Source organism: Methyloversatilis discipulorum, from assembly GCF_000527135.1.
Taxonomy (GTDB): domain Bacteria; phylum Pseudomonadota; class Gammaproteobacteria; order Burkholderiales; family Rhodocyclaceae; genus Methyloversatilis; species Methyloversatilis discipulorum.
In genome coordinates this window covers 1,767,152-1,793,137 of sequence record NZ_AZUP01000001.1, presented here as the reverse complement: position 1 = coordinate 1,793,137, position 25,986 = coordinate 1,767,152, and the positions used below count along the sequence as shown (strand labels likewise).

Here is a 25,986-nt window from a genome sequence, read left to right as displayed (position 1 = left end):
CGCTGTATCTCCCCGCCTGCTGCTCGCGCCGATGGAAGGCCTGCTCGACGCGCGGCTGCGCGCAGTCGTGACGCGGGCGGCGCACTACGACTGGTGCGTGACCGAGTTCGTGCGCGTCACCGACAGCGTGCTGCCGCCACGCAGTTACCAGCGGGTGGCGCCCGAACTGAAAACCGGCTCGCGCACCGCCAGCGGGGTGCCGGTGCGGGTGCAGTTGCTCGGTTCGGATCCGGCGCGGCTGGCCGACAACGCTGACCAGTTGGCGCGGCTGAATCCGGCGGGCATCGACCTCAACTTCGGCTGTCCGGCGCCCACCGTGAACCGCCATCGCGGCGGCGCGGTGCTGCTGGACGAGCCCGAACTGCTGTACGACATTGTCAGCGCGGTTGGTCGAGCCGTGGCCGGGCGCGTGCCTTTCACCGCGAAGATGCGCCTGGGCGTGCGCGACACCTCGCGCGCCATCGAGGCGGCGCAGGCGCTGGCCGAGGGCGGCGCGGAAATGATCGTCGTGCATGCGCGCACCAAGGTCGACGGCTACAAACCGCCGGCGCACTGGCCGTGGATCGCCCGCATCGCCGAGGCGGTGCGCGTGCCGGTGGTCGCCAACGGCGAAATCTGGTCGGTGGATGACTACCTGCGCTGCCGCAGCGAAAGCGGGCTGGCCGACGTGATGATGGGTCGCGGCGCGGTGGCCGATCCGCTGCTGGTCGAGCGCATCCGTGCCCGGCTGCGCGGCGACGAAGCCATCGACCCGGCGCTGGACTGGCCGCGCATCGCACCGCTGCTCGGTGACTACTGGCAGCGCGTGCTCGGCCATGTCGAGGCGCGTCACGCGGCGGGGCGGCTCAAGCAGTGGCTGAACCTGCTGCGCCGCGTCTACCCGCAGGCCGAACTGCTGTACCAGGCGATGCGCCCGGTACGCGACAACGTGCGCATCGGCGAACTGCTGGCGGCGCTGCCGCTTCAGGCCGGCACGTCGTCGGCCGGCGTGAGCGCCTCCGATGGCTGGGCCGCCGCGGCGGCCTGAACCCGCGTCAGGTACTCCGACAGCACCCGCTGTTCGATACGCAGCCGCTCTTCGACCCGGCACGGAAAGGCCGCCACCAGCTGCGCGCCCTTGTCGCTCGCCAGATCGATGAACACGCGCGGGCGCGCCGAGGGCAGGCGGCTCCAGTGCGCCGCCTCGAGGTCGAGCAGGCCGCGTTCGGCTTCATCGATCCACGGTGCGCACACTTCCAGCGCCGCCGCTTCGAGCAGCGCGCGCCTGTCCAGACAGGCGACCGGGTCGCCGACGAATACGCGCAGCGTCGTCAGCATGAAGTGTTCGTGCGGGGTGACCCGCAGCGTGCTGGTGATGACGGCACTGTGCTGCAGCAGCACGCGGCTGCCGTTGATCAAGTCGGCGTCGCCGCTGGCGTCGAGCAAGGTGCTGAGAAAGCGGATGTCGGCGACCCGGCCGCGCACGCTGCCGACTTCGACGAAATCGCCGACCTGGTAGGTGCGCGTCAGGAAAAGCACCGTACCGCCCATCGCCGAGATCAGGATGTCCTTGGATACGATGAGCGAAGCACCCGCTACAGCGGCCAGCGGCAGCGAGGACTGGTCGCCGCCCAGTGTCCAGGTCAGGCCGAGCAGCGCCAGGCAGACCAGCAGCGCGATATTGCGGATCGTGATCCACGCTTGTTTGCGCTGCGACGGGTCTTCGAAGCGCGCCGCGGCGACACGGCGGGCGGTGCGGGTGATAAGCACGGCCAGCGCGACAATGACCAGCGATACCAGCAGTTTGGTGAGCAGCGAGGGGTCGTACATCAGCGGAATCCGGACAGGCAGACCCGCCATTATCGCTGCGGCAGCAGAGCCGCAGCGTGCCGCTCACATCGAGTAACGCAGCGTGAACCAGACGCCGCGCGGCGCGCCCGGCGCGATGAAGTTTGTGCTGAGCCAGTCGCCCGAGTTGTGGTTGTAGCCATCGGGACCGATGGCTCCGAGGATGGAGGGCGAGAAGGGATTGCGGCCAAGGCGGCCGGCGGTGAAGTACTCGGTATCGAACAGGTTGTTGATCAGCAGGCCGGCGGTCAGCCCTTTGCCCAGCTTGTAGCTGGTCATGAAGTTGAACACGGCATAGCCGGGGACAGAGCCCGGGTTGCGCGTCGGTTGCCGTGTCGCACTGACGGTACCGGTCGAGGTCGTATAGAGCACCGTCCGGGCAACCCCCTGCCGGTGCTCGTTGTTCTCGTTGCCACGGACGTAACTGTCTGAGTGTGCGACGACGCTGAAGCCTATGGTCCAGTCGTCGGTCAGATCGTAGCTCACGCTCGCGTTGAGATTGTGCAGCGCGACGCCGGGCATGCGGCTGCCCGGACGCACGCGGATCACCTGGCCAATGCCATTTAGGTTGAAGGCGCTGCTGTTATCTTGGTTCATCATCAGGAAGTCGTCTTCGAAGGTCGCGTCAGTCATCGAGTAGTTGATACTGAATCCGAAGCGTTCCTTGCGCCCGGAAAGACCCGTTTCGACGCCGCGCCGCCGGGTGTTACCTATGGTGTCGAAGAAGCCCTGACCATTGCCGCGGGCGACGAAGTAGATGTCGTCCTTGAGGTCCGTCTGATAGAGCGCAACGTTCCATTGCGCGTTCTCACCCGCTGCGCCGCGCAGGCCGACCTCGTAGGACGTTGACCGGATCTGCGGGAGGAACGGGTCACCGGACAGCGTGGTGGGCAATGAGCAGGAGCGGTTCTCGAAGATGCTTTTCGGCCAGTAGTGCGCCGGATTGTTCGGGTCGCTGCCGACGAACACCGGCGTCTTGTCGAAGGCGCAGCCCAGTTCGATCACGCTGGGCGTGCGAGCGCCGCGCGACACGTTGCCATAGACGTTCAGCGTTTCGCGTGCCTGCCAGCTCATGCCGATGGACGGGTTGAACGACCGGTAGGTGAACTTTTCAGTCTCGGCCGGCTGCAGCTGTTTCGGATGCTTGATGCGCACCGGGACGTAGTTGCGCGGCGTGCTGCAGTCCTCGTCCGAGGTGCAGGTGTCGAATTCGTCCGGATTCGAACGCACGTCGCCGATCTGGAAGGCGCCGAAACCGTAGCGGGTGGCGATGACGTTCTTGCCGTCGGTATGGTTGTAGCGACCGGACGCGGTGATGTGCAGGGTATCGACCGGGCTCCAGGTTTCGCTGAAGTACAGGCTCTTTGTGGTGCTCGTGCCGCCGAAATCGTTGTTTGAAATCGGAGCGTCGGCGTCGCCGAACTGGGGGTGTGCCAGATCGGGTGCCAGGAAGGCGTGGCGGTCTGCCGTCAGGAAGCCCAGTTGTTGCGTATTGAGATAGGTGGCGCGCGCTGCGTCAATCGACGCGCCCACCATCACCTTGTGGTGATCGAGACTCCAGTTCAGCTGCATTGAACCGCCACTTACGATCTGGTCGATGCGGTTGTCGGTGATGACAGCCGTGGGCGTTCCTTCGACCCAGCCCGGCTGGCCGAGTGCAAAACCGTCGATCAGCCGCGGCCAGCGATTCGGATCGCTTTCATCGATGACGTTGTAAGGGCCAGGGAAGTCCACGGCCTGGTTCGGATCGCTGCGACAGGTGTCGTTGTTGACCGGTGCAAGGTAGAGCACGAAATTCTGGTAGATGTCGCCGTTGATTTCTTCGCTGTAGAAAGCCTCACCTCCGAGGAAAAGCAGGTTCTGGCCCGGGAAGCCATTGGACGCGCCAAGCGGGCCGTTGGGCGAAAACGTGTAGACGCCCACGTCGTAGGCACTTTCCAGGGCACCATCTCCATCGAAATCGATCAGTCCGCCGCTGGGTTCAGTCTTCGGTACATAGCCGCGATTGTAGAAAAACACCTCGAACGCGTTCTTGCTGGAGTCCATGTATTCCTTCAGCGCCGTCACGAAGAACTCGGGCAGCGGCAGGTTCTTCTGTGCCGCGTACTTTCCATCAAGATCGACCACGCCATTGTTGTTCAACCACTCATTGAAGATGTCGGAGGTGTAGATGTTCTCGCCCGCCGTACGGTTGATCGGTATGACGATGTAGTCCGGAACACCGTGCTGGTTCGTGCTCCGCATCAGGCAGGTGTGGCCTTCACCGGCGGCAGGCAGGCGTTTCGCAGCGCGCAGTTCGTCGTAGTCGGTGAATACGTCGGCGCCGATCTGATGACGGCGGCTGTTGCGGCGATAGGCCTGCCCGGTGACGGAAAAGCTGTCGCTGACCTGGAAGGCGCCGGACAGCTGGAACTGGGTCAGCGTGTTGGTCGTAGTGTCTGGCGAGCTGTAGATACTGCTGCGGTCCTGCGCATACATCTCGGTGGGCAGCAGACCGTTGCCCACCAGTTCGGTGCGTACGAGCAGGGTGCTCAGGTTCAGGTCCAGCCGCTCGCCCCGCCAGCTCGCCTTGCCGAAAGCCTGGTTTACCTTGCTCGGCGAATCGGTGCGCCAGCCATCCTCGACGAAGAAGTTGCCCGCGCCGAACAGCGCGACGCTGCCATTGTTCCAGCCGCCTTCGACCTGGAGCTGGTTGCGGCCGTAGGAGCCGGACAACAGCTCGGCGTCGAAGCCCGCGTGATTGAAGCCGTCCTTGGTTTTCACGGTGAAGGCGCCGCCCAGGGTGTTCAGTCCGAAGATCGGATTGGAGCCCGGAAAGACATCGACACCTGCGAGCGCATTCATCGGAATCATGTCCCAGTTCACGACGTCGCCGAACGGCTCGTTCACGCGTATGCCGTCGAAGAACACGGACAGTCCCTGCGGCGTGCCGATCTGCGGACCGGCGGTGAAGCCGCGGTACTGCACGTCCATCTGGAACGGATTGCCCTGATAGTCGTTAACGGTGACTGACTGCAGCTTGCGGTTGAGCAGGTCGCTCATGCTGAGCGAATGGGCCTGACGGATCTCCTCGGCGGTGATGCTCTGCACATTCCCCGGAATCTCCTCCCGCGTCAGGCCCAGCCCGGGCAGCGGGCCGATCTCGTGAAAGCGCTTGGCGCGCACCTTGATCTCTTCGAGCAGCACGGGTGCCGAATCGCTGCCCAGTGCCGGCAGCGCGTCGCTCTTCGCCGGCCTCGGTGCCGCCCGGTCGAGGAAGTAGCCGCCGCGGCCGTCACTGACGACTTCCAGGCCGCTGCCCTCGAGCAGGATGCGGAAGCCTTCCGTCAGACTGTGCTGCCCTTTGAGCGGCCGGCTGTCCAGCCCCTCCGTGAGCTTGGGGTCGAACGACAGCGTGATGCCGCTCTGACCGGCGAAGCGCGACAGCGCGCGCCCGAGCGGGCCGGCCGGCAGGTCGTAGCCGCGGATCTGCGTATTGGCGGCGGTCTGGGCGCGCGCGTCGGGTGCGGAATTTAGCGCGCTCACCATCAGGCCGAGTGCGACGGCCGTCCGCGTCCTTCTGTTCCGGGTCATGCTGCCTCTCCTCGATGACGCTCTCCTGCAGGACAGGTCAATCGAGCACAGCAAAAGGTGACAGCCCGGACGAAATCTCTCAGCCTGCCGCTTGGATGAGACCCCAATAGCGGGTGCGCCAGACGATGCGCAGCGGACGCGTGCGCTGCAGGCTGTCGAGGATGCGGTCGGGGTCGTCGAGCTGGAAGGCGCCGGAAATCGCCATGTCGGCGACGGCCGGATCGCAGCGCAGCACCCCGCTGCGGTAACGCGACAGGAGGTCGATGAATTGCCGCAGCGGCATGTGGTCGGCGTACAGAGTGCCCTCCAGCCAGGCGAGGGCGTTGTCGTCCAGCGGTCGCGGTGGCGACGCCCTGTCGTGCCCGAAGAAGGTCTCGCTGCCGCTCTCGATGATCAGTGCGTGGCCCGGCGCATCCGCCGGCCGGACCTCGACCGCACCCTCGCTGACGCCGAGATAGGTGGTCTGCGCGTCCCGTCGCACCGTAAAACGCGTGCCCAATGCGCGCATCCGCCCATGTTCGACGTCGACGACGAGGGGGCGGTGGCTGCTGTCCGGGGCGGTTTCGACATGGATCTCTCCTCTCTGCAGCAGGAGGCGTCTTTCCCGTGTGTCGAAACGGACGTCGACCGCGCTGTCGGTGTTCAGATGCAGGGTGCTGCCGTCCGCCAGTGCGACTGTGCGGCGTTCTCCGACGGCGGTGCGGTGGTCTGCCAGCCACCCTTCCCACGGCAGGAACTGCCAGGACAGCGTGGCCACCGACCCGGATGCGAGAGCGACCGAGAGCGCTTTCAGCACCATGCGGCGGTCGTCACCGAGCACATGCATGCCGAGCTTCGGTGGGATGCCGCTCAATGCGCGCTGGAGTTTTTCGGCACGCTGCCAAGCCGCCGCGTGCAGGGCGCTGCGCGCACGCCAACTGTCCAGGGCCTGCTGTTCTTCGGGGCTCAGCGGACCTTCCTGCATGCGCAGCAGCCACTCGGCGGCTTCGCGCAGCACCGCGCCATCCGGCCGCTCGATTGGAGTAGGGTAGGGCGCCATCGCATCAATCGATGTGTTCGAGGCAGTGGATCATCGCCTGGGCCATGTAGCGCTTGATGGTGCGTTCGCTGCTGCCGAAGCGGGCGGCAATGTCGGCATAGGTCAGGCCCTCGAGTTGCGACAGCAGGAAGGCCTCGCGTACGCGGCCGGGTAGACGCGCCAGCAGGTCGTCGATCTGCTGCAGCGTCTGCAGTAGCACAGTCCGTTCCTCAGGGCTGATGGCAAAGGCTTCGGGCAAGTGAGCCAGCGCTTCGACATAGGCCTTCTCGAGCGACTGACGGCGCCGGAGGTTGATGAGGATGCGACGGGCAATGGTGGCCAGGTAAGCGCGCGGCTCGACGATGCGCTCCAGCGGATGTGACGGCGTAGTTGTCCATACGCTGACGAAGGTGTCCTGGGCGAGGTCGGCGGCATCGATGCGCGAGTTCATGCGACGTGCCAGCCAGCCTATCAGCCAGGGCTGGTGATCCAGATAGAAGGACGTGAACCCGGTGTCGTCGGCAGTCTTCTGCATGGCAAGGCGGGGGGCAGTGTCGGAAAGCGCCTGACGAACCCGGTCTCACCGTGCCGTCAGGCAGTTGCTGGCGGCCAAATGTCCCGGTTGTGGGCCTGTGCGAAAAGGGACATCTTCCCGACCCTATGCCCGACCACGCCAGCCCGGCTGCGCGCCGGGCGATCCGCCCATGGTCCGCCTATTGCCGCCGACCGAGGTGATCGACCATGTTGATGAGGGTGCGCATCTGCGGCGCTTCCCGCGTCGCGTAGCCGTAGAGGTCGCCCGGCGCGGTGTAGCCCCACCAGTCCCAGCAGCCCATCGGGTTGCCGACGCTGTCCCACAGTCCGCGCTCGAACGGTTCGATCGCGCCGACGCGCGGGAACAGCAGCACCAGCTTCAACGGACCGGCCCAGCGCACGTAGCCGGCGCCCTCGGTGAAGGCGCGGTAGGACGCGTCACTCATGCCTTGCTTGCAGCCGTGCAGTGCGACGTGGATCTGGCAGCTTTCGCTGCCGCAGCGCTGGGGCACATAGACGCGTGCCTCCTCCGCGAGGCCCAGCGCGCGACGCCGGGTCTGCGCATCGCCCGGGCCGGCCGGTACGAAGTCGGCCTGCTTGAGCACGTACCAGCGGCCGTTGCCGGCATTCGGCCGCGCGTCGGGCTGACGATGCAGATGGCGCAGCAGCTCGCCGGCGGCATCGAAATCGCAGCCGCTGACAAAGTCCTCGTCACGGGTGTCGCAGCTGCCCTGGGCCGGGTCGCTGGTCGGCATGGTGTGTGGCGTCGAGCGCGGCTCGCCCCGTTTTGGCGCGGCACCGAAGGCGCGGAAGTAGGTGTGCTGGGCGGCTGATGCCTTGGCGCCGACCACCCGATCATCCTGGCCGCGGTACTCCCATATCTGCTGCGAGGCGATGCCGTCGATCGGGTCGATCCGCCGCTGTCGCGCCAGCTTGCGCGTATCGCTCACCAGATCGTCCACGTCGATGTCGCGTTCGCCGGAACTGAACAGTGACAGCCCGAACAAGGGGCCGAACAGCTCGCGCAGCCGGTCGCGGCCGAGCACCAGGCAGTCATTGGTGGCCCGCGTAACGAAGCCCTGGGCGCACAGATAGGGCGGCCCCGACACGATGCCGATGCCGCGTACCCGCGACGAATGCGCTACGCCCAGCTGGACCGCCATGGCGGCGCCGGACGACAGGCCGGACACCGTGAAGTCGGTACGTTCGATCCGCTCGAGCACCGGCGGCGCCTCGCCGAACGCGATGCGAGGAACAAGAACAGCGACGGCCAGCGTGAGGAGGACGAGGCGGCGCAGACCGGGCAGGAGCATGAGGGTCGTCCGGGAATGTCGATGACGATTCAGTATGCGCACGCGCATGCTGCAATGCAACAGCGCGGCTGCGGCCGCAGAACGAAGTCAGGACGAACGGTAACGGCGATACTGTCCGCGCCCGGCGCGCTTGGCGTCGTACATCGCCTCGTCGGCGCAGTCGATCAGGGCGGCCGAGTTGTCGGCGTCGTCCGGGTAGAGCGCGATGCCGATACTGGCCCCAATGTGCAGCGTGTGGCCACTCACCTCGAACGCGCTGCCGAGCGCACCGACAATGCGTGCAGCAAGCTGGGTGCAGGGCTGCGGCTCGTTGTCCAGCAGCGGCATCAGCACGACGAATTCGTCGCCGCCCAGACGCGCAACGGTGTCCTCGCCGCGCAGCTCATGCTGCAGCCGGTCGGCCACCTGTTTCAGCAGCAGGTCGCCGACGGCATGCCCGTGTTCGTCGTTAACCTCCTTGAAGCGATCGAGATCGACGAACAGCAGGCCGACGCGCGCCATGCGCCGCTGCGCCTGCTTGAGCGCTTGCGCCAGACGTTCGAGCAGCAGCGCGCGGTTGGGCAGACCGGTCAGCGCGTCGTGACTGGCGCGACGCATCAATGCTTCGTCGGCCAGTCGTTTCTCGGTGACATCGACGAAGAAGCCGGCCAGACAGCGGCGGTCATCGATATCGATCAGGTTGTGCGTGATGTCGGCATGGAAGAGCACGCCGTCCTTGCGGCGCATCAGCGCGCCTTCGAGACGACCGCTCTCGATGCCGGCGCAGCGCGCGAACTGCTCCACGTTGGCGGGATACAGTTCCGGAGGCTGCAGATCGCGCCACTCAAGCGTGCGCATCTCGTCTCTTGAGTAGCCCAGCATGGCGCACAGCGCTGGATTGGCGTCGACACAGCGACGGGTTGCCACGTCGACGATCAGGATGCCCTCGGCCGAGGTGGCGAACAGGATTTCCGAGCGACGCAGCGACTCGCGCAGCCGACGCGCCGCCTCCGCGGCACGCAGCACGAAACGGATGCGATGCGGCAGCAGGGTCCAGCTGATCGGCTTTGTCAGGAAGTCGCTCGCGCCGACTGCGAAGGCGCGTTGCACCGATGCGGCATCGTCACTCGCCGTCATGATGATGATGGGGCAGGTGTCCTCGCCGCCCAGTTCGCGCATGCGGGCGCAGGTTTCGTAGCCGTCGGCACCCGGCATGTGCACGTCCAGCAGTGCCAGATCGGGTGGCGCCTGGCGGAATGCCTCGATCGCGGCGAGGCCGTCGGCCACGGCGTGCATCCTCATGCCGCGCGTGGACAGCACCTTGTTCACCATCAGCGGAATGATGGGATCGTCGTCGGCAACAAGGATGAGCGGCGACTCGTCGTCCGTCCTCTCGAGGTCAATGTCGGGGTTGTGTTGCTCGCCGTGCATTCCGGGCGCTCTCCGATATCTGTTCCAGGGTCTGGAATAAGCCCGCACTCTGACCGGGCTGCACGCGCGTGCGGCGCGTCGGCGGCTGGCTTCATCGCCGCCGGCATAATCCGCTACAGGGTGGATATTCGGCCGGAAGGCCGGACGGCGCAACCGCGCGAGCGCTCCGGATGATGCGAAGTGCACATCGGAAAGGGTTCCGGGCGGCCGTCCCGGACGGGTAGCGCGAGGGAAGACGTCTGACGCCGGTCGCGGAGAAGAACCCCGTCAACGCGTCCCGATCACGCTGCGATCAGGCAGGAAAAAGGGCCCGGTGTGCCGTTACCCGAAAATTGACCGTCGGATAAGGCATAAGTTGTCCTCTTTTCAAGCAGTTACGGCCCGATCCTTACATCGAGAAAAGCATATCTTGGCCTATCGGTAGAAAATAAAGCAAAACGTGACCAAAATATTTATCATGTAAAAACAATATGTTAGGCTGATCTAGGTGCGACCACTTCTAGTAACCAAGTGGCCGCTTGGGTTCAGGTGCGTCGAGAATGGAATCGGAGACGAGCACAAGCGGGTCCAGCCAATCAGCCTTGGCGCGCACCCAAGCCAGCCAATCCTCGAGTTCTCCGGTGATCTGCCCAAATGCTCTCGCACGCTGTTCCGCGACCTCAGCATACGCACGCAACCTCGCTGCCTGCTCCCAATTCGACACCTGTGTCTCGAGTTGCTCAAAGCGCCGTATCTCATTGGCACGGCGCGTAGTCAGAAATTCGTATTGGTCTACCGCGCGACGATGCGCCGCCTTCCGGCGCTCTTCTTCCTGCTCTTTGGCGTGGGTCTCCTGTGCCAGAGTCACAATGCCGCCGGCTACTTCACCCAAACGCCGTTCGAGCTGCGTTTTTGGCGTGTCTTTCCATGACTTGGACGGCCAGCGACCAACCTGGATGGTCAAGATCCCGGTTGGTCTGAAGTCATACCGCGGGATTTGCGGATAGCTCATCGAGCTGTCTAGTCGGGAGCGATTCCAGTATCGCTTCTGCGCCCGCTCTTCGGCCGGCGTGACCACGTGCTGAGTTCTCGGCACGTGTTCAGTCAAAGAAAACTCCATCGTCGTGCCTGTTTCAAGCCACTTGATCCGGGTTACACGATTCTCCACATCGATTTCAAATGCGAATCCGTGCTTGACCAGTACTTTGACCAGCGAATCTGTAATGGCAAGTGCCCGGTCGAGCGCCCCTTTCGTCACCGACAGATTCAGCACTTCATTCGGGGCGGAACGCAGCGGAGAGCTTTCTGTCCAGCCGTGGCGTTTGCGCAGCCGCCGGGATGCGGCAAGGACGAGAGGATGTGGGGCCGACGCGGCCTCAGGTAGAGGCACGAGGGCAGTCTCTTTGCGCACCCGTGTGGCCCTTTTGCGGGTTGCCTCTCTTCCGGCCAGTTGTTCCGTCGGCAGCTTGACCAGCCTGGTTGGCACTGACCAAGGTACTTTCAGTTCGGGAAGCGGCACCCGTCGCATGATTCTTCCGGCTTTGACCTTGGCCCAATAACCCCGGCTGGGAAGCGGAATCGCGAGTGACCTGCATATTTTCGCGAGTCCGACATCAGAGAGGCCGTAGCGTGGGGCAACCACCACCACGGGCTCGGTCCATACTTCGTTGTAGAGCGTCTCCCGGTCAACCGACTTCTCGGTCTTCTGCATCACCGTTTCCAGTCATATTTGGTTGCGGCCAGCAAGGCACACCTGAATCGCTCCAGTTTTCTAGACACCCACTTGCCTCAGAATTAGGCTTCACGGAGGTGTCGATGGAAACGAAGTAGTCGGTAGGTTCCTGCAGGCAAAGGGGGCGTCGCGTTTGTCGCCGGAACTAGGCATATGCGCCCGTGACGTTGTGCGAGAGCAATTCGGACAAGAGCTGCAGTCCTGTGGAAGTACGGAGAAACTCCAATGCCAGTCTGCCGCCGAGCGCAGGCTGAGGTGCCATGAGCCAGTTGCCTGTCCAAGTTGCTGCATCAAAGTTCGAAGGATCGCCGCACTCTTCCACCATCTTTTGTACCTGGCCAACTATGCGCTGAAGGCCCAGCACACGTTCGCCCTGATCCGCGGGCAGAGCGTCCCTGTTCTTAGCTTTGCGGCGGAGCGTCGATGGAGGCACGCCCAGAGCACGTGACAGGTTAACAATAGGCAAGCCGAGCAAGGCAGCCAGTTCTTCGAGTTCCATGGCGGGAACCCCTCGGCGAATGGCGGCTTCACGCTCTCCCAAACTCGCCGAATTCAGCTCCTGAAAACGCCGGATCGCCTGCTGTCTGGTCATCGAACCTGACGTACTGCGCGCCATCATGTTTTCTCCCAACAAAACACTTCTCGCCGTACCCGGGCTGCTTCCAACCGACCTGCCGTACCTTGAGCGAAGCCCTCTTCGCGCCGTCCGCCGTTGCTCCGCATCGTCGATCTCACTGACATAGACGCGCGAGCTTATCTCGCAACTCATCTTGCGCAGATGCCGCGCCAAGCCCAAGTAGCGAGTCGGTAAGGACCAAGTTTGAGCGTTGCTCATCCGACCAGCCATGACTATCGTCATCGATTGCCAACCAACGCTCGTGCCGGTGTCGAACGACGCTCAGCTGAATCTGCTCATACCTCGTAAGCCTTTCCCATCCGCGCGGCGCGGTCTGATGCCATGTGGCGCCGACAACCCGGCGCTGTAGTGACTCTGGCAAGTACGCTCCAGCGACTTCGAATCCAAGAATCCGTACCCAACTGGTGGAAAGAACGATCTGCAGCGAGGGATAAGGCGCAATAAGCTCGTCAAGGACTTCCGACCACTCAAACAAACTGAAACCGTCCATACGCAGAACGATGCGCTCGCCGACTCGAAAGACTTCGTCGGGGTGTAGTACTCCGTCAAAGTCAAGAAACAGCGTAGGGAGCTTTGGTTCTCGCTGCCTAATACTAGTGACCACTGTTATGCACTCCCCATTCGCCATTTCGATGGAGAGTATGCGTCAGGGCCAAGGCCGCGTGGCGGACGGTGGAGGATTGCGGCTTGATGGAGTGCCGGTGCAGCGCGCGTCTGTTGGGGTCGACCAAACGGAGGCTACCGGCCGAAATCGTGGCCCGAGGGAGCAAAGCAGGTCGGCGAGCTCGTCGGCTGAATCCAATTCACCCTACAACGCCGGCGTCGAGTGACATTACATACCTGATAACGTCGTCAACACGTCCTTTCGCCACAAGACGCTCAGCAGTCTCTTGACCGAATGGCACCAAAGGCTCATTGCGGAACCAGAAGACCGTCCGCTCGATGTCGCCGTTCAGGTCGCTGGCAGCGTGCAACACACGCAGGGTGCCACGTATGAAGCACTGCGCGCCCTCCCAAGCTGACACCGGACCTGCGGCGCTGCCAGGAACTTTGGCCAAGTCGGCGAGCAACTCGGTATCAATGCCCAGGATCTCGCAGAATCGAGTCGAAGACAGCACCGCCGAGCCTGCCTCCCTGTCTCGTAGGTAGTCCAGGAGGTCTTCGAAGTCGCGGATCGATGCGAATGCGTTATTTGCCATATGGTGCATCGTAGCTCCCCTGACACGAAAAGCTTGATTGGCAGAATCCTAGCGCGCCTCCATTTCCCTCGGACGGATTTTACAGTCGGTTTGCACTGGCCGCGAATCTAGGCAAGAGTCGTGAATCAAGCCGGCTTGTCGGCCCTGGAGAGGGCGAGAGGCAGGCGTTATTCTTCGCTAAGTGAAGCAGTCTCTATACTCCGTGTTCCCGGCTGAAGAACCGGCGGGCATTGCCACTTAGAAACGCCTGCCTGGCCGCGTCGTCATCCAGGCCGTCGAGTGCCCGTTCTACCGCGCCGAGATAGTCCTTCCAGCCCGGTACCTGGCTGAGCATGAGCCAGTCAGTGCCGAACATGAGCTTGTCGGCCATGCGGCAGGGAGCGGGCGACTTCGCCGACAGCAGCGCTACCAGCCGCTCGGCGGCCGCACCACCCTGCAGCAGTCCGTCCCAGTATCCGGTGTCGCCATACAGGTCGAGCGTGCCATCGCACTGCTCGGCCAGATCGACGAAGTCGCGCGCCCATGCGATGCCCGTTTCGCCCGCAAAATGGCCGGCGTTCACGCGCAACGAAGCAGACCGCGAGGCGCCGGGTCTTGCGGCCAGCGCGTCACGCAAGCTCTTCCAGCCGTCGGGGCCGGGAAGATCGTCGTGCGCGGCGTCGCGGCCCATGGAGCGATTGGCATGCGCCATCACCGGAATGCCTTCGTCCACGCAGGTTTCGAAGAATCTCAGCAGATTCCGGTCGAGTTCCTGCAGATCGGGCCGGCGCTCGGTCGAATCGAGCGGCCCGGCGGCGTTGCCGTAAGGCAGAAAGCCCATCGGTGGGTAGAGCTTGGCGCCGACGAAGCCGTGATGCTTCACGGCGGTGCGCACCAGCGCAAGCGATGCACCGTCCTCCTTGATATCCACCCAGGGGTTGTAGGGCGCCAGCGGCTGCATGAAGCCGCCCGACAGGCGGCTCAGCTCCGCGTGCAGAATGATCTGGTCGTGCACATGCGTCGACACGTCCGGGCAGTCCAGCCAGTAATTGAAATCGACCAGCGCCGCATAGCAACCCGCAAGCTGCACCCCACCGTTGTGTGCGCCATATACCCGCATATAGGCACTCAGGTTCTGGTAACGGGGCGAGGTCATGAAGCCGGCAAACTCGATCACGCTGCGCAGTGACAAAGCGCGCATGCGTGCCCTCGCCTCCACCCGGTCGTCGAGCGCACCTGGATCTGTGGGCTCGGGCGACTCCCGGATCACCCGGGTGAGCGTTGCTTCGCTGAAGCGGTCGATACCCACGCCTGTCCTTCGCCCGCTGCGTTCCGCCTCGCGCGCCAGCGAATCGAACAGCGCGATGGCCTCCGGCGCGCGACGTCTGGTTTCGCGATAGAGTGCCTTGCCCACTTCTTCTGCGCGGTCAGATGCCTCCGCATCCAGCCGTGCGGTGGCCTCAGCGGGCGCCATGCCGGCGAAGCGCAGCCTCATTTCCTGCAGGTCGCGCCACTCCTCGGCCGCCGATGGCGCCATGTCCTGCGCGGCTGCCTCGATAGCCGGTGCCAGCACTGCCAGCAGCAACTGGATGTAGCTGGGCATGTCGTGCCCGACCGACTTCTGCAGGAATGCGCGCACCGGTACGTCCCGCGCATTGAAAAAATGCGCATGAACGTCGAGACAGGGCAGGACCGTTGTGCGGGCTCTGGCCAGCTCAGGCCGCAGCAGGAAGGGCACGTTATCCCGTGTCGAGGCGCGCCCGGTGAGGTCGGGCAAGGTCCGCGCCGCCGGCCCGCAGCAGCCGGCCAGCGCCAACGCCGTTGTGCTGCCCAGTGCTTTCAATGCTTGTCGACGCGAAGTGTTCATGCTGTCCGTCGCCTCAATTCTCGTCGTTTCGGCTGCCGTCGACCTGCATAGATCAGCCGGCCCAAACTTAATCGCAGGGCCGTGCGCGGATCAGTGATTCCCGAATTAAGCTGCGCGCAGCGTCGCGAAACGCGTGCAGCGCGTGCCATGTCACGGGGTCGTTATTGAAAGGCTGGACGATGCGCTCGACCCTGTCCACCGCATCGCGGCACGCGTCGGAGTTGCCGGATTCCTGACTCAGCGAATAGGCGAGTATCCCCCATGCGGCCGCCCACTCATAATGCAGGCTGTGCCACTTCAGCGGATCGTGGGCAAAGGGCTGGACAATCCGCTCGACCGTATTCACCGCATCGCGGCAGACGTTAAGCTTGGCGGGTCCCTGGCACAGCGCATAGGCGAGGTGTCGCCAGGCAGCGGCACGTTTCTGATGCAGTTCGTGCCACTTGAGCGGATCGTGGGCAAAGGGCTGGACAATCCGCTCGACCGTATTCACCGCATCGCGGCAGGCGTCGGATTTACCAGGTTCCTGGCCCAGCGAATGGACGAGATATCCCCAGGCGGCTGCCCAGTCAGCGTGAATGCTGTGCCACTTGAGCGGATCGTTAGTGAACGGCTGGACGATGCGCTCGACTGTATCCACCGCATCGCGGCAGGCGTCGAACTTACCGGGTTCCTGGCACAGCGCATGGGCGAGGCATCCCCAAGTGGCTGCCCGTACCTGATGCAGGCTGTGCCAATTGAGCGGGTCGTCAGTGAAGGGCTGGACGATGCGCTCCACCGTATTCACGGCATCGCGGCAGGCGTCGGACTTACCGGGTTCCTGGCACAGCGCATGGGCGAGATCTCGCCAGGCTTTGGCCCACTCCAACTGCAGGCGATTCCACTTGAGCGGATCGTGAGCGAAGGGCTGGACCATGCGCTCGACCTTATTCACCGCATTGCGGCAGGCTTCGGACTCTCCCGATTTATTGCTCAGCGCACGGGCGAGTTCTCGCCAAGCGGACGCCCATTTGTGATGCAGGCTGTGCCACTTAAGCGGATCGTGGGCAAAGGGCTGGACGATGCGCTCGACCTTATTCACAGCATCGCGGCAGGCGTCATGCCTGCCCGGTTCGCCGGCCAGCGCATGAGCGAAATATCGCCAGGCGGTCGCCCACGCCTCATGCAGGCCGTGCCACTTGAGCGGATCGTGAGCGAAGGGCTGTACGATGCGCTCGACCGTTTCTACGGCGTGGCGGCAGGCGTTGGACTGATCTGCTTCCTGTGACAGCGCATAGGCGAGCTGTCGCCAGGCTTCCGCCCACTCGTAATGCAGGCGGTGCCACTTGAGCGGATCGTGAGCGAAGGGCCGGACGATGCGCTCGACCGTTTCTACGGCGTGGCGGCAGGCGTCGGACTGACCGGGTTCGTTGCATAGCGCATAGGCGAGGTGTTGCCAGGCTCCCGCCCACTGCGCATGCAGGCGGTGCCACTTGAGCGGATCGTGAGCGAAGGGCTGGACGATGCGCTCGACCGTTTCTACGGCGTGGCGGCAGGCGTTGGACTGATCTGCTTCCTGTGACAGCGCATAGGCGAGCTGTCGCCAGGCTTCCGCCCACTCGTAATGCAGGCGGTGCCACTTGAGCGGATCGTGAGCGAAGGGCTGGACGATGCGCTCGATTTGCCGAACCTCATCCTTCAGCACATCGATCGAGCACTTCGCACCGCTATAGGAAACTTGTCGTCGGATATCCGCATTGAGCACCATGACCGACCAGAGCTCAATTTCGCTCCCGCTCCAGGCCGGTGGCGCAGGCAAGACCGGGTAGTGCACTGCGGGCGCAGTGTCTGTGATCGGCGTCGCCTCATCTTGCACCTCGAGCAGTGCTGCCCAGCAGTGCAAGGTGCCGTCGTTGCATCCTACTCCGGGTTCGCTTGCCAAAGCGCGCGCAAGGCTGCGCCGGACCTGCCGGCCACGAAAGTTGCGCAGCGAGGGGTAGAACGTCCGGAGCAGTTGATCCGAATTGTCGCGGCGCGCGAGTATCTGTGCCAGCGCATCCGCCCAACGGGTGATCCAGGCGGCAGGTGAGTCATCATTCACGTCAGGCGAGAACTCGACCCAGCGCGCCAACCACTCCACTTCGTGCTCAACTGCGTGGTCCGACGCCAGCAGCCTGCGGGTGCCGATGCCGAAGCGCAATTCGCCCAGCGACGAGGGATCAGCACCCGCGACGGAATGTTCAAGTCTTTCGAGCGTCTGCAGCGCCGTGTCCAGTTGCGCGTCGGCAAGGCCGGCAAGGGCCTGTGCGGCACGGGGCAGCATGTCCGGCATGTGATCGAGCGCGGCGCTTGCGTAGGCCTGCCAGCGGACGAACGCCCAGTCGGGATCGTCTGCGCGACGACTATCTACCCAGCTGGTGCGCTCTTCGCCCAGCCATTTGGCGCGGACGAGCCACTTCAGGGTTTGACCTGGGGCGGTCTGCAGCGCTGCCGCCACGATCGTTTCCATGAATGCGCCCGGGTTGTCGCGGAAATCCGTGTCTCGAACCAGTTGCGCGTAGTACTTGCCGAGCGGGCGCGGACTGACCGGGGCGATCCGATGATTGTCGTTCCAGTCGCCGAAGCGTGGAAGATCCCGCGAAATCTGCAGAGTGAACTTCGTGTTGGCTTCCGTCGTCGCCAGACCGCCAGCCAAGGTTGCCGCGGCCACCGCATACGGCAGCTTGTCGTGGAAGTCGTGGTGGGAGTCGTACAACTCCTTCACTCGGTGCCAGATGAGCCGAAACACGCGCGTACCGTCTGTCGATTGGGCGTCGCTGAAGTGCTCGAACAGCTTGCGCTCTGCCTCCGTAGGTTCGGTCTCCAGCAGGTCGGCGACGCTGCGCGAAGGATTGCGGTCCAACCACAACACCGCGAGGGCGAGCAGCAGAGGCGCGCCGTCGTACGCATCGATCAGGCGCTGGAGGTCTTCCCGCTTGTAGAGGGCGCGAATATCGGTACTGCGCGTTTTTTCAAGCAGCATGCGGCCAACTAGTCCACGCGAAGGCACCGGCCGCCAGAATTCGGCAGAGGCCTGGCGGAACTGCGCTTGGTCGAAACGGGCTTCGGGCAGCCTGAACAAGGTGAAGGGCTTTCGGTGCGCCACCTTCTGGCCGTAGCACCAATCCGTTACGAGCGGCGGCGCCGGCGGCGACACCGGCAGATCGGCCGGAATGAACTGATCGACAACGATCAGGCGAACCGGGAAGGCGAAGTGGTTGCGCGTGGACACAAGGGCATCGACCACCTTGCCGCACACCCCATGCCCGGGATCGTCCAGCACCAGCAGCGAGGGGGCGCGCGGCCTCCAGTTTTTCAAGGCGCTGAGGGCCGCGATGTCGCTTCGCAGCATGCCGGCGTCCCAAGGGTCGCTTGTTTCGGCTCGTCCCGGATTGACGCGATGCCACCAATAGCGCAGTGCAGCCCGCAGGCGCCGTACTCTCTCCGGAAAGCCGCATCCGTCGGGCGGATCGCCCAGCGTGCCTCGTTGCGACAGTGCACGCGCCAACTCCCGCACGAGTTGCGACTTGCCACAACCGTTTGGCCCCAGCAGCGCGGCGACGGCAAAGGGCTCGAACGGAGCATTTTCCGGATCTAGGCCATGATCGGGCTCGGACAGCAGCCAGTGCAACGGCAGCGCCTGCAAGCGACTATCGTCTCTTGTCCAGGCGAGCAGTTCGTCGTAGATGCGTTTTGCCTCGGGCGACGGCACCCATGTCAGAATTCCGGTCGCGCGGCGTATCGGCTCCATGACCTGCAGGTCAAAGGGCGCGAACAACCAGGCATCGATCCTGCGGGCAAGCTTCCGGTGGATCAGAAGCCCAAGCGGCAGGGTCGCCGCGATCAACCCGCCAGGGCTATTCAAGCGTTCCGGCAGAACTGTCTCGAAAAGCTTGATGCCACGCACGGCACCGTATGCATCGGCCAGCCAGCCACCATCGCTCTGAAACAGACCGAGCACGAGGTTCAGGTCATAAACGACGAGCGCAGCGGGAAGGAAGGCGATCAGCAGCCGTCGCACGAAAGCGAGCAGGGTGTTGTCGCCGTAGTAGCGGAAAGGCGGGCGATCGGTCATTTCGGTTATGGCTTTCGTCGCAGGTACGCCTTGGTATCGCGTTGGAATCTTACGGGATGCGCTATGCGTGATTCGGCTGGACCGAGAAATCCATTTCTTCAGTGGTCTTTTGCAGCGACTCCGCGGCGACCTTCCGTCTGTTCGCCGGCAACTCGTTCAACACGAGCAGCGTGCTGCGGCGAGAGCGCCGCTTGGCTCCGTGCTCGGTTGGAAGTTCAATCCTCTGCCTGCACCGGCGGCGCATCGCGCCGCATCTTTTCCAGCGATTCGTGCATGCCTTGCAGCTCAGCCAGAACCTCGCTTGCATCCTCGATGCCGATCAGCCGGAAGGACGGTGGAAAAGTTTGCCCTATCGAGGTCTGACGAGTGTCGTCGGCGTCGTGCAGGGCCATGACCGTACCGCTGCCCGAGAGAAGCAGGGCAATGGTCAGAAAAGGGGCCAGGTTGTGCGAGCGGCGCCAGCGGCGCAGTAGGCTGAACGAAGGCGACAGCAGCGCGAGGCCCAGGCCGAGCGACCAGAGCGAGATGGTCGCAGCGTCATTCAGGTTGAGAGGAGGAAGACCAAGAGCAAAACTGGCCATCGAATAGCCGGCTTCGCCGCCGACGATCAGCACAAAAACCGCGCTCAGGCGTATCAGGGTGGCACTTGCGTCGAAGGCGCGTCCGATGAGCTTGTCGATGCACAACGCCACAAGCAGCAGGATGCCGATCAGCGCGCCTGTCACCACCAGGTTCGACAGGATCTTGTCGAACGGACGCGGCCCGTGTGCATTCATCCAGATTTCGAGGAAGACGGCAGACAGGATCGCGAGCATGGCCAATGGCGCGCGCAGAAAGTGCCCACGTCCGATGGACGATTCCGGCCTGGCCGTCGCTGGCCCGATCGATTCAAGCAGCAGGCGGAGGCGGCCAAGCTCCAGCGCCACCCCGGGCCTGATCTCGAGCTCACTGCACATGGGTTGGTTTTCCCCCGCGCGCAGCATGGCGGTATTGCCCCTCAGCCAAAGCCGCCCGTCTTTCGCGCGCCTCAGTGTGCCAGACCAGTCGGATAGCGCCGGATCGTCCAGAGCGATGTCGCAGTCGGGGCTACCGCCCAAAGTAACTGGCAGTGTGTCGATGCCGACGCGCCGCAGCGGAGCATCCGGCCTTTGGGAGTCAGTGAGAACGAGCGACAGCATGGGTTTCCGCCTTGTTCATGCCCTTGATCAGCCGCTCGGTCATGGTCATGCCGTGCTGCCAGCTCACGCCTTCAACATCGAATGCGACGATGAGGGCTTTGTCATCGTCGTCCTGCGTGACTGCGGTAATGGTGAAGTTGTACCGGTCCGTAGTATTGCGCATCGGTGATGCACACCAGATCAGACGAAGCGGGAACGCAGACTCCGCGCCCTTGAGCGTGCGGTCTTCGCAGCGCTGTCCGACAACCTTGCGAGTGTCGTACCAGCCACGTGCCTCGCGGACTTCGGTGCGTACGATCGACGCAAGATGCATCGGATGCAGGCGTATGGCAGCCAGGTAGGTGGCGCTGATGCCAACCCGCGTGAGAGCGCGTCCGTCGAGTTCTTCGATGCCGGCCACGAAACGGCATCCAATCCCCCGCCGGTCGTAACGGCTGTCCGGCTTGATGTCCTTTGCCCGTGCGCTGCAGATCCAGTTGTCGCTGGATGGCACGTGGAAGTGATACGTACCCAGTTGCACCGGCTTCCACGGCGGGGTGATCTGCGCCGAGAAGGCGTCGAGGTGGTCCTTGACGCGGTGGGCCACGACCGCGCGCAGATCCGTCTGCCCGGCGCCGGCCGGCGCTGCGAGCGCTTCGCGGTATATGCGGTTGACCCCTTCGATGCCGCTCAGGAATCCGATCGCTTCGCTGAACAGAACCTTCGATACATTCACGCCGACCAGAGCGCCATCAGCGCTCACGGTGGGGCCACCACTCATTCCCGGATTGAGCGCGCCACCGTAACGCAGTCGGCCGCGTCCGGAACCAGCGGACGGGCCGCCGTAGGAGCCCGCGGTCATGTACATGCCGAGTCCGAGAGGGTCGCCGAAGGCGTAAAGCGTGTCGCCAGGGCGAGGCAGGCGAACGTCGCCCTCGGGCAGTCTGAGGTGTGAGCGGCCTTTGAGATCAGTCGCGATGATCGCAACGTCGTTGATCAGATCCACCGCCAGCACCGAGGCTGTGCCTTCTTCACCGTCCATGGTGCGATAGCGCAGCAGGCGCTCCGCCGGTTGTTCGACAGTGTCCTTCACGACGTGGAACGCGGTGACCGCCCGGCCATCGGCGTCAACGAGGAAGGCACTGCCCTGTGACAGGGCTTTGTCGTTTCCGGGCGCGTGTGTGCGCAAGGACAGCAGCGCCGGCGCGACCGCCTCGAATGCGCGCGTCGGCGTCGCCTCGACGACACCGGGCCTAACGACCAATACGAAGACCACCGCAACGAAAAAGTCGCGATAGCTACGAATTTGTTGAGGCCGTTTGCTCATACAGTTCACTCCCATTGCGGGGTTGAATCGTCCCAGGTTCTCTTGATGATCTCGGTGTTCAAGAATGCAACGCTGTTCGAACTCTACCCGGAATGGATGGTCGGTTGATTCGTGACGGCTCCTTGGGGTGTGGAAAATTTGGATGTAGCTGAATACGTCTTAGCCGGCGTAGGCACTCATCAGAGCACTCGACAGAGCAGTCGAGAGGACTTCTGGATACTCTCGATCTGGACATCGTTTTGCACCCTGAACGATTGGAGCCCATCACTGCCGAACTGGCGCGACGTGCTCAATCCCTGGTCCGCGGTGTCTCGGTAGAGGTCGGCATCCCATTGCCGCCAGACGACGAACAGGTCCGATCCGTTGACGAATCGTTTCGCTCGCGGGTCAAACGTCGCCTTCGCGAGAACATGAGGCGATTTGAAGACTCGACACGCGGTTCGCCCCCTTTCTGAAACCGTGTTTCTAACAGGAGGGCGTTTGTTCCTCCGCCACATCGGGGCAGATGGCTCGAGGCGCTTTCGTTGGCACTTCGGCCGAGCGATCGCCCTAAGGCGGGGGCGTGTCTCTGGAATTCGATATTTTCAGAAGTGCCGCCGGGGTGTGAAAGCTGCTCTCGAAAATCCAGGCGATTCGTTCTCCCTCCACGTTAGGGCTGCAGTAAGCAGATCTTCCATCGACTGTGGACTTCGGGGCTAGCTGCGACCATTGGCTCGACCTGCCATAGCAAATTGCGGGTTGTCAGAAACTACTTTATATTTCTGACAAAGGAGTCTTGACCATGAGTCGTCTTGCTGAGCACATCGTGTCTGCTGCCCAGGCGATGCCCGAGGGCGGTTTGCTGTCGCCCAAGGAGTTCCTGCATCTGGGGTCGCGGGCTGCAATCGACAAAACCTTGTCCCGCTTGGCTCAGGAAGGAAGATTGCTCCGCGTCAGTCGTGGCGCCTATGTCGCGCCTCATCGGGGACGATTTGGCCCCCGTCCGCCGTCTACCGAATCACTAGTGCAAGCCATTGAGGCTCGTAGCGGCGAAATTGTGGTGGCTCATGGTGCTGCTGAAGCCAATGTGCTGGGTCTGACTACGCAGGTTCCGACCCGTGAGGTTTTTCTAACATCCGGCGCATCCCGCACCCTGCATCTGGGTGGCCGGCGCGTGGAGCTAAAGCACGGTAACCGCTGGCAACTTTTGTTGGGCAAGCGCCCTGCGGGCAAAGTGATTCGTGCGCTGTCATGGCTGGGGCCGGAAGCCGCACCGGCGGCATTGAAGCAACTTCGCTCTAAATTGTCCGAGTCCGAATGGGAGGCCGTGCTTGGCGCGCGGGCCGCATTGCCGAGCTGGATGGCTAAAGTGGTCAGCGAGGCAATCGCACATGGCTGAGTCCTGGTTTTCGCTCAGTCGGGACGATCAGGTTGAAACCTTGGAGTTCGCTGCCGCCCGTACCGGGCGGCCTGCACACCTGCTCGAAAAGGACATCTGGGTGGTCTGGGTGCTTTCTGCCATCTACGAGTCCGACTTGGCCAGTAAACTCACTTTCAAGGGCGGCACCTCGCTGTCAAAGGTCTATCGCATCATTGACCGGTTCTCCGAGGACGTGGACCTTACCTATGACATCCGCGAACTGGCCGCCGACCTGTTGAAACAAGGCAACCCTATACCTGATTCGGCCAGCCAAGAGAAAAAGATCAGCAGCGCGGTTCGCCACCGCCTGCCGGACTGGATCGAAGCGACGGTCATGCCGGTCATCGCGGCGGCCTTGCAGAAATCTGGGCTGGGCGCGAGCTTGGCGCTGGCCGGCAAAGATAAGGACAAGCTGATCCTGGCCTATCCGGCGGTCAGAACGGGAACCGGATATTCAGCGCCCACGATTCTGCTGGAGTTCGGTGCCCGCGCCACGGGCGAGCCGCACCATGTGCAGTCGGTGGCTTGCGATATTGCGCCAGAAATCGAGGAGGTCGCTTTCCCTGTTGCCCAGCCCTTGGTGATGGCGGCAGAGCGCACTTTCTGGGAAAAGGCCACCGCTGCTCATGTGTATTGTCTGCAGGGGCGTTTGCGCGGTGAGCGCTATTCACGTCACTGGTACGACTTGGTGGCTATCGCAAAAACGCCATACTTTGCTGCAGCTTGCGCAGACCAGGCGCTGGCTCAGGCCGTTGCAGAACACAAATCGGTGTTCTTCATTGAGAAAGATGCGACCGGCAACAAGATCGATTACTTCGCCGCTGTCCGTGGTCAGTTGCAACTGATTCCGGCAGGTGAATCGCTCGTGGCGCTCGAAAAGGATTACGCCGCGATGCTGGAGGATGGTCTGCTGCCGCTGAATCAGCTGAGCTTTGCAGACATCATCGAACAGTGCCGCATCATCCAGGACGAGGCCAATCGGCGGGCCATGCTTGGGTGGCCCCGCAAGGAACTGGAATAGCTGGCCACACAGGCAAGAAACTCGAACAGAGCTACTGACTGCAGGAGGGAAGACGACAGACGGTGCCGTTCCAACGGGAGTCGTGCCAAGCAACGCGTGCAGTTAGATGAAACATGGGCTATTAGTACTCGCTCCGGCGCAAGACGCTGTTGCCCGGTTCGCAGCCCAGAAACTGTTTCAACAGATCGAGCAGAACGCAGGGCAACTCAACTGGCTTTGAGCCATGGCCGTTTGCCCACTTTGGTAGCTAATCCGGAATCGAACCCGCGTCCGCTTGGCGGTTCAAACGGAGGGCTCGGCGGCTGCGTCATTTTCGGCGGCGGGGTCGGTGAGCCTGCGAATCGTCACGGCGCAGCGTTGTTCAATCAAGGTATTGATTTGCTCCACCACGGCATTGCCAGCAAAACTGTGTCCGGGGTCAGACTGGAGCTTGCGCGCCGTGGCTGGCAGTAACTTTGCCAATTCCAGAATTCGCCGTTTGGCCTGAGCCTTGGTAAAGCCTATGCCTTGGGCGAACTGCTCCCAGTGACGCGCCTGGACTTCGCTGAACTTGTACTTGCTGCCGATTTTCATTGCCATCTTCTGCGTCAGTGTTGGATACACCGCCGTCGAGAGCGTGTCGTAAAGCGATGCCAGAACGGGCGCTTTGCCTGAGTAAAGCAGCGAGAAATTCTTAGCGTGCGCATCATGATTGCCAATCAGCGCATTGAAGATCACATAGTCGAGCAGTCGCAAGACCTGCGGCGCACTGGGGCGCGTGGCACTGCGCACCAGATCAAAACACTGCGCCAGATCCGGACCACCTTCATTCTGGTACTTCATTTCGGGCACCACGCCCAGTGCCTGGCAAAAGTCCTCTTGATGAAGCCGTTGCCGGTGCCCCTGGGCATCGATCAGTCGGTCGTAGCGCTCAACCAGCAGAAACGAGCGATTCAACACCCAGTGAACTTTTGATTTTGCGGGCTTGAGCTGCATGGCCTCAGCCAGTGCCATGCAAAATCCTTCGTTGATCACACTGTCTTCAACGGCGTGGATGGCCGGTTTCAGGATGTGCGAGCTAGGCGTGCCGTTGAGGGGCAGCCCGATGCGCGCACCATCGAAAACCACTGGCAACTTGTCCTGGGCGCCGGCCAAGGAAAGCCGCAAGCCGTCTTTGCCTGCGAGCATTGGACGACGCGGCAGTTCATCCAGGATGGCCACGACTTCCTCATCGCTCAGCCATTGAACGTCATCTCCGCGGCTCGGCACAGGCAAAGCCTGACCCGGCTCAAGGAACGTCACTGCTCCGGCACATTCGCCGCCGATGTGCTCCAGCAGCGCAAAGTCGTTTTGGCCAGACACCTGAAACTGCTGCGCAATCAGGCGGCGCATCTGCCCTTCGGGCAGTAGACCCGCAAAGAACGGGCGCGTTTTGCGATCGTCAAATGGCTCTGCTTGCAGAGGGAGCGAGGTGGACAAGGCAACGGTGTCTTTGTGTGACAGCCAACCGGGGGCGTAGCAAAAGTTTAGCCGCCCATCTACCAGCGCCAACGTGCCGACACGATCTGCGAAAAGCCAGACTTCCAGCTCATGTTGTGCCATGGCCGTCATCCTCTCGTTGATCGTCGGACGCAACTGACGACAATCCGCTCAAATGGATTTCACCGCCCAAGGCATCAATGACCCGCAGCACGTTTTCCAGTCGCAAGGTGGGCTTGCCTGCTTCAAGGTCGACAATGAAGCGCACACCCACCCCAGCCGCCAGTGCCAGCTGGGGCTGGGTCAGCCCGAGCTGCTTGCGAGCGGCGCGCAGTGCATCGCCGAGTTGTTGAGGTGATCGAATGGATGTCATGGCTTGCAATGTTTCCCGATCGGGAAATTATCAGCCGCAACCGGACTAAGTGCAAGCGACATTTCCCGATCGGGAATGTTCTGTGTGGTT

General features: G+C 63.0%; 19 protein-coding genes. 3 read left to right on the top strand and 16 right to left on the bottom strand.

What is annotated here, in order from left to right; genetic code table 11:
- The first annotated feature begins 31 nt into the window (after positions 1-31).
- Complete coding sequence (locus METFAM1_RS0108320) at positions 32-1,027, top strand: tRNA dihydrouridine synthase (protein WP_019919148.1); 996 nt, start codon at positions 32-34, stop codon at positions 1,025-1,027.
- On the opposite strand, the gene METFAM1_RS0108315 is transcribed toward METFAM1_RS0108320, so the two are convergent.
- The 14 genes from METFAM1_RS0108315 to METFAM1_RS20370 all read right to left on the bottom strand — a co-directional run bounded on the left by METFAM1_RS0108315 (position 964) and on the right by METFAM1_RS20370 (position 21,645).
- Positions 964-1,809: a mechanosensitive ion channel domain-containing protein gene (locus METFAM1_RS0108315; protein WP_019919147.1), complete on the bottom strand. Its 846-nt coding sequence runs from the start codon at positions 1,807-1,809 to the stop codon at positions 964-966. The two genes, METFAM1_RS0108320 and METFAM1_RS0108315, sit on opposite strands and share 64 nt — an antisense overlap.
- A gap of 63 nt (positions 1,810-1,872) precedes the next feature.
- On the bottom strand, positions 1,873-5,400 hold the full coding sequence (locus METFAM1_RS0108310) for a TonB-dependent receptor (RefSeq protein ID WP_027491036.1): 3,528 nt from the start codon (positions 5,398-5,400) through the stop codon (positions 1,873-1,875).
- A 79-nt stretch (positions 5,401-5,479) separates the two neighbouring features.
- Complete coding sequence (locus METFAM1_RS0108305) at positions 5,480-6,397, bottom strand: FecR domain-containing protein (protein ID WP_019919145.1); 918 nt, start codon at positions 6,395-6,397, stop codon at positions 5,480-5,482.
- A gap of 46 nt (positions 6,398-6,443) precedes the next feature.
- Positions 6,444-6,953 carry a sigma-70 family RNA polymerase sigma factor gene (locus METFAM1_RS0108300; protein WP_019919144.1) on the bottom strand — a complete coding sequence of 170 codons (510 nt, stop codon included), beginning with the start codon at positions 6,951-6,953 and terminating at the stop codon, positions 6,444-6,446.
- Between the two features lie 178 nt (positions 6,954-7,131).
- Positions 7,132-8,265, bottom strand: a complete 1,134-nt coding sequence (locus METFAM1_RS0108295) for an alpha/beta hydrolase family protein (RefSeq protein WP_019919143.1) — start codon at positions 8,263-8,265, stop codon at positions 7,132-7,134.
- 87 nt (positions 8,266-8,352) lie between these two features.
- The gene (locus METFAM1_RS0108290) at positions 8,353-9,675 is read right to left on the bottom strand and encodes a diguanylate cyclase domain-containing protein (RefSeq protein WP_019919142.1); all 1,323 of its coding nucleotides are present in this window, start codon (positions 9,673-9,675) and stop codon (positions 8,353-8,355) included.
- 499 nt (positions 9,676-10,174) lie between these two features.
- Entirely contained in the window at positions 10,175-11,365 is a 1,191-nt protein-coding gene (locus METFAM1_RS21175) for a hypothetical protein (protein WP_232419690.1), read from the bottom strand.
- A gap of 166 nt (positions 11,366-11,531) precedes the next feature.
- Positions 11,532-12,005 carry an antitoxin Xre-like helix-turn-helix domain-containing protein gene (locus tag METFAM1_RS20605; RefSeq protein ID WP_232419688.1) on the bottom strand — a complete coding sequence of 158 codons (474 nt, stop codon included), beginning with the start codon at positions 12,003-12,005 and terminating at the stop codon, positions 11,532-11,534.
- A gap of 112 nt (positions 12,006-12,117) precedes the next feature.
- Complete coding sequence (locus METFAM1_RS21025) at positions 12,118-12,651, bottom strand: HAD domain-containing protein (RefSeq protein ID WP_051102787.1); 534 nt, start codon at positions 12,649-12,651, stop codon at positions 12,118-12,120.
- 175 nt (positions 12,652-12,826) lie between these two features.
- Positions 12,827-13,231 carry a hypothetical protein gene (locus METFAM1_RS0108270; protein ID WP_024300578.1) on the bottom strand — a complete coding sequence of 135 codons (405 nt, stop codon included), beginning with the start codon at positions 13,229-13,231 and terminating at the stop codon, positions 12,827-12,829.
- Between the two features lie 184 nt (positions 13,232-13,415).
- Entirely contained in the window at positions 13,416-15,068 is a 1,653-nt protein-coding gene (locus METFAM1_RS0108265; RefSeq protein WP_081627200.1) for an amidohydrolase family protein, read from the bottom strand.
- A 67-nt stretch (positions 15,069-15,135) separates the two neighbouring features.
- The gene (locus tag METFAM1_RS0108260; RefSeq protein ID WP_024300577.1) at positions 15,136-19,161 is read right to left on the bottom strand and encodes a hypothetical protein; all 4,026 of its coding nucleotides are present in this window, start codon (positions 19,159-19,161) and stop codon (positions 15,136-15,138) included.
- A 215-nt stretch (positions 19,162-19,376) separates the two neighbouring features.
- Positions 19,377-20,339, bottom strand: coding sequence for an FHA domain-containing protein (locus METFAM1_RS0108255; protein ID WP_157256684.1), 963 nt, complete (start codon positions 20,337-20,339; stop codon positions 19,377-19,379).
- Positions 20,317-21,645 (bottom strand): S1C family serine protease, encoded by a 1,329-nt coding sequence (locus METFAM1_RS20370; protein ID WP_157256683.1) that lies wholly within the window; start codon positions 21,643-21,645, stop codon positions 20,317-20,319. The genes METFAM1_RS0108255 and METFAM1_RS20370 overlap by 23 nt, the downstream gene beginning before the upstream one ends.
- 781 nt (positions 21,646-22,426) lie before the next feature.
- On the opposite strand from METFAM1_RS20370, the gene METFAM1_RS20590 reads away from it, so the two are divergent.
- Both METFAM1_RS20590 and METFAM1_RS0108245 read left to right on the top strand, forming a co-directional pair.
- Entirely contained in the window at positions 22,427-23,023 is a 597-nt protein-coding gene (locus tag METFAM1_RS20590) for a DUF6088 family protein (protein ID WP_081627198.1), read from the top strand.
- Positions 23,016-24,065 (top strand): nucleotidyl transferase AbiEii/AbiGii toxin family protein, encoded by a 1,050-nt coding sequence (locus METFAM1_RS0108245; RefSeq protein WP_019919132.1) that lies wholly within the window; start codon positions 23,016-23,018, stop codon positions 24,063-24,065. The genes METFAM1_RS20590 and METFAM1_RS0108245 overlap by 8 nt, the downstream gene beginning before the upstream one ends.
- Positions 24,066-24,347: 282 nt before the next feature.
- Here METFAM1_RS0108245 and METFAM1_RS0108240 read toward each other — a convergent pair whose 3' ends face one another.
- Together METFAM1_RS0108240 and METFAM1_RS20585 are read right to left on the bottom strand one after the other, a co-directional pair.
- Complete coding sequence (locus METFAM1_RS0108240) at positions 24,348-25,646, bottom strand: type II toxin-antitoxin system HipA family toxin (protein ID WP_024300576.1); 1,299 nt, start codon at positions 25,644-25,646, stop codon at positions 24,348-24,350.
- Positions 25,633-25,896, bottom strand: coding sequence for a type II toxin-antitoxin system RelB family anti-toxin (locus tag METFAM1_RS20585; RefSeq protein ID WP_024300575.1), 264 nt, complete (start codon positions 25,894-25,896; stop codon positions 25,633-25,635). The genes METFAM1_RS0108240 and METFAM1_RS20585 overlap by 14 nt, the downstream gene beginning before the upstream one ends.
- Positions 25,897-25,986: the final 90 nt, after the last annotated feature.